At 68.8% G+C, this 11,593-nt stretch carries 15 protein-coding genes; all 15 read right to left on the reverse strand.

Annotated features, from left to right (window positions below):
• On the reverse strand, positions 1–148 hold a 148-nt coding region (locus CY652_RS25180), incomplete at its 3' end, for a type II secretion system protein (RefSeq protein WP_146010210.1).
• A gap of 51 nt (positions 149–199) precedes the next feature.
• Positions 200–676 (reverse strand): type IV pilus biogenesis protein PilM, encoded by a 477-nt coding sequence (pilM, locus tag CY652_RS23305; RefSeq protein WP_102133069.1) that lies wholly within the window; start codon positions 674–676, stop codon positions 200–202.
• 35 nt (positions 677–711) lie between these two features.
• A complete protein-coding gene (locus CY652_RS23310) occupies positions 712–1,287 on the reverse strand; it encodes a type 4 pilus major pilin (protein WP_180970741.1) in 576 nt (191 codons plus the stop codon).
• Positions 1,288–1,398: 111 nt separating this feature from the next.
• Positions 1,399–1,962 carry a type 4 pilus major pilin gene (locus CY652_RS23315; protein ID WP_219723807.1) on the reverse strand — a complete coding sequence of 188 codons (564 nt, stop codon included), beginning with the start codon at positions 1,960–1,962 and terminating at the stop codon, positions 1,399–1,401.
• 122 nt (positions 1,963–2,084) lie between these two features.
• A complete protein-coding gene (locus tag CY652_RS23320; RefSeq protein ID WP_180970742.1) occupies positions 2,085–2,627 on the reverse strand; it encodes a type 4 pilus major pilin in 543 nt (180 codons plus the stop codon).
• A complete protein-coding gene (locus CY652_RS23325; RefSeq protein ID WP_102133073.1) occupies positions 2,624–3,205 on the reverse strand; it encodes a type 4 pilus major pilin in 582 nt (193 codons plus the stop codon). The genes CY652_RS23320 and CY652_RS23325 overlap by 4 nt, the downstream gene beginning before the upstream one ends.
• Positions 3,202–3,813: a type 4 pilus major pilin gene (locus tag CY652_RS23330; protein ID WP_102133074.1), complete on the reverse strand. Its 612-nt coding sequence runs from the start codon at positions 3,811–3,813 to the stop codon at positions 3,202–3,204. Before CY652_RS23330 ends, CY652_RS23325 begins: the two co-directional genes overlap by 4 nt.
• Entirely contained in the window at positions 3,810–4,424 is a 615-nt protein-coding gene (locus CY652_RS23335) for a type 4 pilus major pilin (RefSeq protein ID WP_102133075.1), read from the reverse strand. Before CY652_RS23335 ends, CY652_RS23330 begins: the two co-directional genes overlap by 4 nt.
• A complete protein-coding gene (locus CY652_RS23340) occupies positions 4,421–5,047 on the reverse strand; it encodes a type 4 pilus major pilin (RefSeq protein WP_180970743.1) in 627 nt (208 codons plus the stop codon). The genes CY652_RS23335 and CY652_RS23340 overlap by 4 nt, the downstream gene beginning before the upstream one ends.
• Positions 5,044–5,595 (reverse strand): type 4 pilus major pilin, encoded by a 552-nt coding sequence (locus tag CY652_RS23345; protein WP_180970744.1) that lies wholly within the window; start codon positions 5,593–5,595, stop codon positions 5,044–5,046. Before CY652_RS23345 ends, CY652_RS23340 begins: the two co-directional genes overlap by 4 nt.
• 33 nt (positions 5,596–5,628) lie before the next feature.
• On the reverse strand, positions 5,629–6,705 hold the full coding sequence (locus CY652_RS23350) for a type II secretion system F family protein (protein WP_102133078.1): 1,077 nt from the start codon (positions 6,703–6,705) through the stop codon (positions 5,629–5,631).
• Positions 6,695–8,281: a GspE/PulE family protein gene (locus tag CY652_RS23355; protein WP_102133079.1), complete on the reverse strand. Its 1,587-nt coding sequence runs from the start codon at positions 8,279–8,281 to the stop codon at positions 6,695–6,697. Before CY652_RS23355 ends, CY652_RS23350 begins: the two co-directional genes overlap by 11 nt.
• A gap of 4 nt (positions 8,282–8,285) precedes the next feature.
• Entirely contained in the window at positions 8,286–9,005 is a 720-nt protein-coding gene (gene pilP / locus CY652_RS23360; RefSeq protein ID WP_102133080.1) for a type IV pilus biogenesis protein PilP, read from the reverse strand.
• On the reverse strand, positions 8,992–10,281 hold the full coding sequence (gene pilO2 / locus CY652_RS23365) for a type 4b pilus protein PilO2 (protein WP_102133081.1): 1,290 nt from the start codon (positions 10,279–10,281) through the stop codon (positions 8,992–8,994). The genes pilP and pilO2 overlap by 14 nt, the downstream gene beginning before the upstream one ends.
• 34 nt (positions 10,282–10,315) lie before the next feature.
• On the reverse strand, positions 10,316–11,593 hold a 1,278-nt coding region (gene pilN, locus CY652_RS23370; RefSeq protein ID WP_102133082.1), incomplete at its 5' end, for a PilN family type IVB pilus formation outer membrane protein.

Consider the following 11,593-nt stretch of genomic DNA (forward strand, 5'->3'; position numbering starts at 1 on the left):
CGAGCTGGGCCTGGTAGCGCGCGGTTTGCTGCCCGCGGGAGTTGCTGTAGGCGGTGTTGACGAGGGCGAGCAGTCCGGTGAGCAGGATGGCGGCGATGCCGAGCACGGCCAGCGTTTCCAGCAGGGTGAAGCCCCGTTGACGGATCATGCGACTCGACAGCACTGTTGACTCTCCTCGACGAACGGGAACCAGCGGATTTCAGAACACGTCCAGCGCTTCCCACACGGGCGCGCCGTTCGGTATGTTGCCGGCCACCGCCGCGGGCAGGCTCACGCCCGAGGGGGCGACGGCGTTCGGGTCCGCGACGACGGTGCCGTCATAGGCGGCGCCGGCGAACACGGACCCGTAGGCGATCGATTCGAGATCGCCGACGATGTTCACGCCGGGCAGGCTTGCCGCGTAGACGACGACGGTACTGCCCGACACGTAATTTCTCCACAGCGTGTTCGGCACGTAGGCGCCCACGTCGGGCAGGACCGAGTTCGACACACTGCCCCGGAACCCGGCGTTCGGGTTGCTCTGCACGTAGCGGATCACCGCGGTCCGGTACATCGCCAGGTTGAGCGCCAGGGTTCGCGCCTCTGCCGGCGTGATCTCGTCGCGCTGCTCGCTGACGATGGTGACGTAGGTGCCGATCAGCGCCGACATCATCAGCACGATGAATAGCTGGTACATGGGCTCTTCGCGGTTCGGGTGCGCCGCGCTGCGGCTCAGCTCGACAGCCAGATCACGGTGTTGTCCTCCTGCGCGCACTGCGAGGCCGCGACCTGCGGCGTCACGTCGGACGGCGCCACCATGTCGCTCCCGCCGGCCACGCCCACGGCGCTCCAGGTCGGGGGCGTGTCCACGAGCGCGCTGACGCACGCGGACTGCGGCAGGTTCGTGTAGGCCAGCTCGAACGTGCCCGGGTCGTCCGGCGAGGGGATCACCTCGACCTGCCCGCCCCACTGGTTCGTCACCTCGCCGTCCGGCGAGCTGTGCAGCGTGGACGGAAAAACGTTTGCCGCGAGCAGCACGGAATCGTCGAGACCGGCATACGTTCCCGCCTGCCGCTGGTACAGCATGCGCACGCCCTGCTGGATCGTCGCGGTGTCCTGCACGAGACTGTTCGAGCCGACCTCGTTGAAGGCGGTGTTGAGCAGGCTGAGCGAGTTCACCGAGACGATCGCCGCGGTACTCAGAAAGGCCAGCGCCTCGACGAGCGACGCGCCGCGCTGACGCCGCCGCTCGGGAAGCGGGTCGTTCAGCAGCGCGTCGTCGTTCTGGCCGGCCGTCGGTTCGTTCATGGCAAGGCATTGCGCATCCATTTTTTTATCTCCCTGTGTTTCCGGTGTGGCGTCGCGTTTGCCGTCCGGCTTTTCATGCCGGATCGGGGCGGCGAGGTACTGCGCTCAGAGTCAGTTGGTGAATTCCCATTCCAGGGTGTTGCTGGAGGTGCCGCAGTCGCTGGCCGCCGTCGTCGCGTTGACCGGCGGGGCGGTGAGCCCGCCGCTTGCAGTGCCCACTTGCGACCAGTTGTCGCCGGAGCCGGTCAGCGCCGCGATGCACTGGGGCTGGGGGACGTCGGTATAGGAAATTTCCGCCGCGTTGTCGCCGGCGTTCCATGTCACCGTGACGGCACCGCCCCATTCGTTCGTGATGGTCGTGCCGGTAACGGTCAGCGTGTTCGGCACGACGCCCGCCTGGATCAAGCCGGAAGTGCCGGCTTCGAGATTGGTTTCCATCCCCGCGCCAGGCTCGTACACCTTGCGGATGGCGGCCTGCAACCCGTTGACCTCTTCGGTCAACTGGTTGCCCTGGGCGCCGCGAAATGCGTTGGTGAAGAGGGCCAGCGCGCCGATCAGGATGATGGCTGCGATGCCGAGGAAGGCGATGCCTTCGAGCAGCGTGGCGCCACGTTGCCGCCGGAAAGCCCCGGGGCCTCCCGCGGCGAAACGTTTGCTGTGTTGTGTGGTTTCCATCGTTGACTCCATGAACAGATAGTTAAACCGCTTTCCCCGTACTTTCTCCATATGATGCTGGCTCATTTTGTGTTTCAACCCGGTGTAGAACTGATTGCCTGGACTTTTTCCTTTCGCACCCGTTACTGGAACGTCCAGGTGATCTGGTTGCCCGTCATCGTCTGGTTGCAGGCGTTTTCCGCCTGCGTCAGCGACGGCGTGAGCGTGCCGAGACTCGTGCCGTTCACCGAGATGCCGGTCCAGTCGCCGACGCCCGAGGTGAGCGCGCGGACGCACGCGTTGACCGGCACGCTCGTGAAGCTGATCTGCGGCGACGAATCCGTGTAGCTCACCGTCACGGTGCCGCCCCAGTGGTTGATGACCGTGCCGTCCGAGACCGCCATCGTTTGCGGAAAAGCGTTGGCGTTGATGAGGCTCGTCATCGACAGATTCGTGTACCCGTCCTGCCCCGCGTAGAGGTCGCGCACGTTGTTCTCGATGGTCTGCACTTCGCCCGTGAGCCGGATGCCCTCGGCGCTGCCGAAGCTGCTCGAGAGGAGCGCCGTCACGCCGAGCGCCACGATGGCCGCGACGCCGAGAAAGGCGACGGCCTCCAGCAGCGTGGCGCCGCGCTGGCGGACGGGCGTGCGCGGCGCGGCGCGGCGCGGGCGGGTCGATCCGCTCATTGGAACGACCACTGGATGGTGTCGTAGGACTGGCTGCATGCCGTCTCCACTTGATCGATCGTCAGCGTATTGCCGTAGCTGGTCGAGTTGACCGCGATGACCGCTCCGTTCTGGCTCGAGGTCAGCGCCCGGATGCAGACGTTCTGCGGCACGTTCGTGTAGATCACCTCCAGAAAATTGCCGACCGCGCCCACCGTCACGTATCCGCCCCACTGGTTGTAAACCGTCGCGTTGTTGCCGGAGACGCTCACCCGCAGCGTCGTCGGGAACACGTTCGCGTTCGCGAGCGTGGCCGGCACGGTGCCGCCCGTGTTCGCCGCGCCGAGGCCGCCGTAGCCGCCGTCGCCCGACGCGAGATACAGCGAGTTGACGTTGGCGACGATGGCGTTGACCTCCGAGACGAGGCGGTTCGCGCTCGCGTTGGTGGACGACTCGGTAAAGAGCGCCAGCGCGCCGGCCAGCACGATGGCCGCGACGCCGAGGAAGGCGACCGCCTCGAGCAGCGTGAGGCCGCGCTCCCGCCGGCGCGGCGGGCGGCGCCCCGGCATCGCGTCCGGCATGAAGTGGCGTTCGCTCATAGGGCAAAGGACCAGGTGACTATGTTGAAGCCCGTGCTCGTGTCGCAGGCCGTCTGGGCCTGGGCGAGCGACGGCGTCGAAGTGAAGGTCGACACGGCGCCGTCGCCGTTGACCGACACTGCCAGCCAGTCGCCGGGGGCGATCAGCGCGCGCGTGCAGACGTCCGGCGGCACGATCAGAAAGCTCACGGCCAACTGGTTGCTGACGGTCTGGCTCGGCGACACGAGGACCGATCCGCCCCATTCGTCGGTGACGTTCGTGGTGTTGCCGACGGTGCTGACCTCCAGCGTCTGCGGGAACACGTTGGCTTCGGCGAGCTGCGTCATCAACGCGCCCGTCTGGGCCTGCGACGACTGGGACGAGGCGTACAGAATCTGGGCCACGCCGTCGTTCGCCGAGGTGGACAGCGAGCGGACGTTGTTCTCGATGCCGGTCACCTCGTCGACGAGCCGGCTCGCGCTCGCGGCGGTGGTCGCGTTATGGAACAGCGAGATCGCGCCGACCAGCACGATGGCCGCGATGCCGAGCACGGCGATCGCCTCGAGCAGCGTGAGGCCGCGCTGGCGGGAGCGCTGGCGAGGCACGGGGAGGCGGCGGGCGGCGTTCACAGGAAGGCCCATGCGATGGTGTTGTAGGACTGGCTGCACGCGGACTTCGCCTGGGCGATCGTCAGCGTCGAGCCGTCGAGCGTCTGCGACCCGACCGCGTTCGACGGATCGTTGACGTTGATGTAGCGCCAGTTGCCGCCCATCGTCAGCACGCGCGTGCAGACGTCCTGCGGCACGTTCGTGTAGGTCACGACGGGCATGTAGTCGTCGTCGCCGCTCGGCGCGACGCCCGTGCCCACCGTCACGGTGCCGCCCCACGCGTTGTAGACCGTCGTGGTGCCGTCGGAGGTGCCGATCTGCAGGGACTTCGGAAACACGCCCGCGTTCGCGAGGGCCGCCGTGCTCTCCTGCTGGAGCGCCGAATATCCGCCGTTGCCGTTGGCCAGAAAGAGCGACCGGAGGTTGGTCTCGATGGCGTTCACTTCCAGCGCGAGGTGGTTCGCGCTCGCCGCCGTGGCTGCATGCCCGATGAACGCCACCGTGCCGACCAGCACGACGGCCGCGATGCCGAGGAACGCGACCGCTTCCAGCAGCGTGAGGCCGAATTGGCGCGCGCGCGGCGGGCGGCAGCGCGGCGGCGTCGGACCGGTCGTGACGCGAAGGGCGCTCATAGGGAGAAGAGCCAGTTCATGACGTTGTCGTCGGCGCTGCTGCAGGCCGTCTCGGCCTCGGCGAGCGTCGGCGTCGCTCCGTCCGTCGCGACGGTGGTCGAGTTGACGCGGATTTCGAGCCAGTCGCCCGGCGCGGTCAATGCCCGCGTGCAAACGTCCCGCGGCACGGTGGCGTAGCCCACCGAGCCCACGATCGGGGCGCCGCTGCCGCCGGCGGGCGCGACCGATACCGCCCCGCCCCACTCGTTGACGACGAGCGTTCCGCTCTGGCTGGTTTCCGATTGCAGAGTGGTCGGAAACACCTTCGCCCGGACGAGGTCGACCATGAGTTCCGTGCTGCCCGCGTTCATTTCCTGATAGATGCCGCTCGTCGCCGAACCGGCCAGCGCCTTGACGTTGCTGGCGATGGTGTTGACCTGGTCGACGAGACGGCTCGCGCTGGCGGCGGCGTTCGCGTTCTCGATGAGCGTCACCGCGCCGACCAGCACGACGGCCGCGACGCCGAGAAAGGCGACCGCCTCGAGCAGCGTGAGGCCGCGCTCGTGCGCGCGCGCGCCCGCACGGGCCGTGCGGCCGTGCGGTGCAGCGCGCCCGATGCGCCCGAGGCGGCCGGCGACGTTCACACGAAGCCCCAGGCCATCGTGTTGCTGGTGAGACTGCTGCAGGCCGACTGCGCCTGGGCGATCGTCGGCGTGGTGCCGAGCGAGGACGAGTTGACGGTGATGCTCGCCCAGTTGGTGCTCGACGTGAGCGCCCGGATGCAGATGCTCTGCGGCACGTTCGTGTACGTGAGCTGCGGAATGCCGTTCGCGAGCGCGACCGTGACGGTGCCGCCCCATTCGTTGGAGACGGTGCTGTTCGTGCTGTTCACGACGAGGCTCGTCGGAAACACGCCCTCGGTCACCATGTCGGTCATGCTGAGCGCCTGGTAGCCGCCCGTGTTCGGCGACGAGTAGAGCGAGCGCACGTTGGAGGCGATGGCGTTCGTCTCCTGCACGAGGCGGTCCGAGCTCGCCGAGGTGAACGAACTGTTGAAGAGCGACAGCGCGCCGAGCAGCACGATGGCCGCGACGCCGAGAAAGGCGATCGCTTCGAGCAGCGTCGCGCCGCGCTGCCGGCGGCTTGGTCTCCCGGTGCCGGGCGGTCGCTGGATTTGCGGTTGTGCCTGCATGGTTTTCCCCCTTGAGTGTCCCGCCTGCATCGGTCAATGCATCAGCGAGGTCATGCTTGCAATCGATTGCTGGATGCCGAAAAAGCCGCTGACGAGCCAGCCGATGACGAGCGACAGCAGCCCGATGGCCGCGCCGTTCAGCCGGCGCATCTGCATCGTCACCATCTCGACGCCCTCGGCCATCCATTCGTCGGCGAGCGTCTTGAGCGCCGCGTCGAAGCCGTTGTACTCGGCGTAGATGCACAGGTCGTCGACGATTTCCTGCGACGGAAAACGGTAGCCCGCGTTCTTCAGCGCCTCGCCCGCGTTCAGGCCGGAGCGCACGCCGAAGATCGTGTCGTCGATGCGCGTGCGCAGCCAGGGCGTCGCGGACGTGGAGAGTCGCATCAACGAGCGCTCGACGGTGTAGCCCGAGGACAGCAGCGAGGCGAACGCGACGAGGAAGCTGCAGCCCATCACGAGCCGGTAGATCGAGTAGGGCGGATAGCGGTCGAGCCACACGCGCGGCCCGCGCGGCCAGCGCGAGAGCGAGACGGCGAACAGCACGGCGAGCACGACGGCCGCGATCAGGCAGTAGACCATCCAGTGCTGCACGAAAATCGACATCAGGTAGAGCGAGCGCGCCGGGCCGTTCCAGCGGTCCGGGTTCACGATGTGCGCGAACTGCGGGATCACGCGCTCGCCGAACATGTAGATGTAGACGATCACCATGGCGAGCACGGCGGCCGGATAGGCGACGCCGCCCGTCACGGCCGCGCGGATCTTGCGCCCCGAGACGACCACGGCCGTGACCGAGTCGAGCGCGACTTCGAGGCGGCCCGACTGCTCGCCGGCCATGATGATCATCTGTTCCGTATACGGCACCCACCACGTCATGCCCTCCGAGAGCATGCCGCCGTTCTGCACGACGCGCTTCCATTCGCTGAGCACGACGGCGAGCGCCTCGTTCGGCTTGCGGCCCTCGAAGGAGGCGCGCAGCTCCAGCTCGTCGAGCACGCGCAACAGGGGCAGGCCGTTGGCCATCATCTTGCCGATCTTGCGGTAGACGCGCAGGCGCGCGTTGCTCGTGAACTGGAGCTTCGCCCAGTAGCGGTTGAAGTCAAGTGCCATAGTTGCCTCCGGCGACCACCGGCCGGGCCCGGACGAAGTCGGGGCTCGAGAGCAGGTGGCCCACCACGCGTTCGGCCATGCGCGGATCGACGAGACCCTGTGCGACCTTCTCGATCGCGTGGTCGACGATCGTCTGGCCGTCGAGCGAGCGGCGCCAGTATTCGCTCGCGGCCGCCTTGCCCGCCTCGCGCAGCAGCGCGAAGAAGCGCGCGTCGGTGCGGATCACCTCGGCGACCACCGTGCGTCCCGACGTGCCGCGCTCGTGGCAGCGCTCGCAGCCGTCGCCCGCCACGCAGACGTTGGGCAGGCGCGCGCCCACCGCGCGCTTGACGCGCTCGACGAGCGCCGGGTCGAGTTCGTCGAGCGCGTCGACGAGCCGCCGCTTGCAATGCGGACACAGCAGCTTGACGAGCCGCTGGCTGATGAGCCCCGTGATGATCGTCTCGTCGGCGAGCATCGAGAGCGGCAGGCCGAGGTCGAGCAGCCGGTCGATGACGGCGATCGCGCTGTTCGCGTGCACCGTGGTCCAGACCTGGTGGCCCGTCATCGCGGCGCGCAGCGCGCTTTGCGCCGAGGCCCGGTCGCGCACCTCGCCGATCATGATCGTGTCGGGGTCGAGCCGCATCGCGTTGGAGATCGCGGCCGAGAACGCCGCCGCGCGCGCCTCCTCGCCGCTCGCGTTGATGACGGGCGTCTGCACCGCGCCGGCGATCGGGTATTCGACCGGGTCCTCGACCGTGATGACGTGCGTGCCGCCCTCGGTCTCGCGGATGAGCTCGGTCAGCACGCGCTGCAGCGTGGTCGACTTGCCCGAGCCGGTCGGCCCGCTGATGATGCTCATGCCGTCCGGGTGCTGGCGCAGCACCGCGAGGTCGGCCGCCTGCTCGGGCGTGAAGCCGAGCTGCACGAGGTCGGCCGTCTCGCCGGCTTCGTTGTAGAGCAGCCGCAGCACCATGAGGTTGCCCTCGCTCGTCGGCGCGGTCGCGATCCGCACGCCGAAAAGCTCCTCGGGCAGCTTGTCCTGCTCCACGATGCTCGCGTCCTGGCGCTCGGTCGGCTTGTAGGCGTTGTCCGAGACGCTCGCCATCGCCGAGTAGAGCGTCGCGAGCAGGCGCTCGCCGTACTCGCGCGGCTGCTCGCCGACGCGCACGAGCTCGTTGTGGATGCGGAAATACGTCTCCGCGTTGAACTTCTTCACGCGGATGTGGATGTCCGAGGCGCGTTCGCGGCAGGCTCGCGCGATCAGCTCCTTGGCCGCCATCTGCATTTCCGTGTGGTCGAGCAGCTCGCTCAGGCCCCCCTGGCCGCGGGCGCTGCGGTAGGCGGCGCGCACGGCCTCGAGGCTCACGAGCATCTGGCTGTACGCGTGGTTCACGCGCTTGAGCCGCGCCGTATACGAGAGCACGAACGGGTTCATCTCGTGGCCTTCGGCGACGAGCAGGCGGCCGTCGTCGAGCAGGCACAGGAACTTGCGCTCCTGTTCGCTGGCGGCAAGCGCGCCGAAACTGCTGAGCGCCGTCGACCGGGAGGGGCTCTCCGTCGGCGGTTCGCGCTTGTCTCTGGATAGCAGTCCCATGGCATCACTCCCTGGGCAACGGAGGCATGGCGGGCAGCCCGAGACCGCCGCCGCGCGGCTGGATCGGCAGGCCGCTCATCTCTGGGCCCGCGTCCGGGTTCTGGTGCGTCACGCGCAGCCGGACGGGCTTTTCGTGGGGGCGCTTCAGCATGACGCCGTCGGCGTCGATCGACTCGACGAGCGTGCCGTCGGGCAGATGCTCGCCCGGCGCCACCTCGAACTCGCTGCCGTCGCGCAGGCTCATGGTCGCGAGGTGTACGGTGCCGACCGACTCGACCGAGGTGACGTGCGCGCCGTTCGACGAGGGGTCGTCGGACGAGCCGTTCAGCGCGGCGATCTGCGCGCTGACCTGCGACTGCGCCTCGAGCTCCTTCAGCTCCGCCTCCAGCACCACCGTGCGGTCCTGGAGCTGGGTCAGCTCGTCGGCCGTCGCCGCGATGGCGACCGGCACGTCGGGCGTCGACGCCGGCGCGGCGGCGGCCACGGTTGCCGCGGTCACAGCCGAGGCCGGGCTACCGGTAACGGGTTGGCCCGGCAGGGCGCCCGGCACGGCAGCGGGCGCGGCGGGCGTTCTTCCCACCGGCACCGGCAGCGCGATGCGCGCCGCGGCCGGCGCGGTGGCGGGCGCCGTCGCCGGCAGCATCGGTGCGCTGGGCTGCGCGGCGCGCGCCGCGCCGACGAGGGCGAGCGTCATGCCGGCAAGGACCAGGCTACGGGTGAACATACACTTCTCCTTCGAGCGTCCAGGCGCCGTTGCGCCACGAGAGGCGATCGATCCGCACGCCGGGTTGCTCGAGCATCGCGGCCACGCGCAACGGCGACAGGCCCGCCAGGTTGGCGTTCAAATTCCATGTTTGCCAGTCGGGTTTGGGCGGCTGGCGGCCGAGATTGAACGGCACGCCCGGCGAGGACTGCATGGCCGGCGTGTTGAGGGTTTCCTGGCGGCGTAGCTGGGCGGGGTGGCCGAGCATCTGGAAGAGGTTCATCACGTCCACGCGCGCCGCGTCGCGCCCGATCGCCTCGTCGCCGCCGGGCGTGAGCGCGAGCGGCACGGTCAGGGTCGCGCGGTCGCCCGTGTCGTCGATCTGCGCGGCGGGCACCTGCGCGAGCAGGAATTCGACCGTCGAGCCGTTGCGCCGCCACGCGTAGGTGGCGCCCTGCGGCGTGCAGACGTATCCGTCCAGAGACCATCCGCCGGCCGACATCCGCGAGAACGCGTCGAGGCAGGCTTCGGTGAACGCGAGCGGGTTCGGCTGCGTCGCCCACGGGTGCGGGAGCGCGGGCTTCGGCGGCGGCGGGCGCCGCATGTTCGCGCGCATCTCGGCCTCGAGCTCGGCGGCCACTTCGCGCTGATGCCACCAGTAGGCGAGACTGGCCGCCGTGAACACCACCGCGAACGCGGCCACGCCGATCAGCATCGGGTTGGGCAGCGTGCGGCGCACCGGCTGGAGCCGCCACCAGCGATAGAAGCGGCGCTTGCCGTTGCGCAGCGGGAACAGGTCCTCGATGCGGCGCGGGTAGAAGTTGTGATAGCCGTGCGACTCGATCTCGGGCTCGCCGATCACGGCGTTCCAGCCGCCGAGCGCGTAGTCCGCCTGCAGGCGGTCGAACACCTTGTCGCGCTCGCCGGCCCAGTCGCCGTTGGGCAGGAACACGCCGTCGCGCACGGCGAAGTAGGCCCACATGCCGTCGGGCAGCTTGAAGGCGCCGAGCCAGTTCGGCGCCGGTTGCTGGCGGTCGTCGTAATAGGCGCCTTCCACGGCGATGGTCTTCGACACCATCGCGCCGAGCGAGGACACGCCGGGCCGCGCGCCCTCGTTGCGGTTGGCGAAACCGACCGTCGCGGCGCCGCGGTCGATGCGCAGCACCATGAGGTCGAAGTTGAGCTGGCGGCTCAACTCCACCGCCTCCTTGCGCAGCTCGTGGCGCCGCGACAGCGACTGCCAGAACAGTCCGCAGATGAAGCGGTGACGGCCGATTTCGGTGATGTGAATCGCCATGGGCAGGGTTCCGGATAGTCTCTCTCGATGGCCGTTACGAGTCCGACATCAGGACCGGCGTGACGAGAATGACGATCACCTCGCGCGACCGCGATGCGTTGTAACCGCCGCCGAAAACCGGGTTGCTCGCCGAGCCGACCCCCTGCTGGGTACCGCTGTCGTTGATCCCCTCGTAGCCGCTGATGACGAGCGTCTGCCCGGACTTCACCGCCACGCGCTGCAGGAAGTTGCGCGTGTCGACCTCCGGCACCTGGATCTGCTGGCCGCCGCTGCTCACCTGCTGCAACTGGTCGAGCACGGACAGGTTGCTGTAGAACTGCATCATCACCGTGCCGTCGTCGAGGACGTGCGGCAGCAGCGTGAGGTTGAAGCCCGTCGTGATCGTGCCCGGCGTGAGCGAGGTCTGCGAGCCGACGTTGGCCGTGTTCGTCGTCGACACCTCGGCCAGATAGCCCTGCTGGGTCGCCACTTCGACGGGCACGGGCTGGTTGTTCAGCGTCGTCACGGCGGCCGAGGTCTTGCGGCGCACGGTGCCCTGCTCGGAGAGCGCGGTGATCATCGCCGTCGTGGTGTCGGCGCGGCTCGACGGCGAGATGACGGCCGCCGAGAACGACACCGGGTTCAGCGCCGTGGTCGGGAACGTGTTGGAGATGCCGAACTGGGTGCCGAGCGCCTGGTAGACGGCGCCCCAGTTGATGCCGTAGTTGTCGGAGGCCGACAGCGTGACGGTGAGCACCGTGACGTCCACGAGAATCTGGCGCGACATCACCTGGTTCTCCTGGTCCATGAAGGCCGCGACGCGGTCGAGCACGTCGGGCGTGTCGGTGACCGAAAGCGAACCCGTGGCCGGCGAGGACACCACGCTGCCGTACGGCGAGAGCATCGACTTGATCGCCGACTGCAGGCTGTCGAACACCGAGAGCTGCGAGTTCATGTCGGTGCTGGCGGTGTTGTCCGACGAGACCGACGGCGTCGAGTTGTTGCCGCTGCTCGAGCTGCTGCCCACGCCCGCGCCGCCGCCGATCCCGCCGCCGCCCACTCCCCCGCCGCCGACGCCGCCTCCGCCCGAGCCGCTCCCGGTGCCGTTGCCCGACGAGCTGTTGCTCGACGCGGCGCTGACGACGTTCGCGTCGAGCGAGGCGGCGCCCGGCACGGCGTTGACCTGGAAGACGCGGGTGTCGGTGTAGTAGAAGAGGATGCGGCCGTCGGTGTACTTCCAGAACACGCCGAAGCGCGTGCCGGCGAGGTCGAGCAGGCCGCTCAGGTCGCCGCTGCGGTAGCTGATCTGGACCGGCGTGGTGCCCGCGTAGGC

Origin of the sequence: Burkholderia sp. WAC0059 (genome assembly GCF_002870125.1) — a bacterium.
GTDB lineage: Bacteria > Pseudomonadota > Gammaproteobacteria > Burkholderiales > Burkholderiaceae > Paraburkholderia.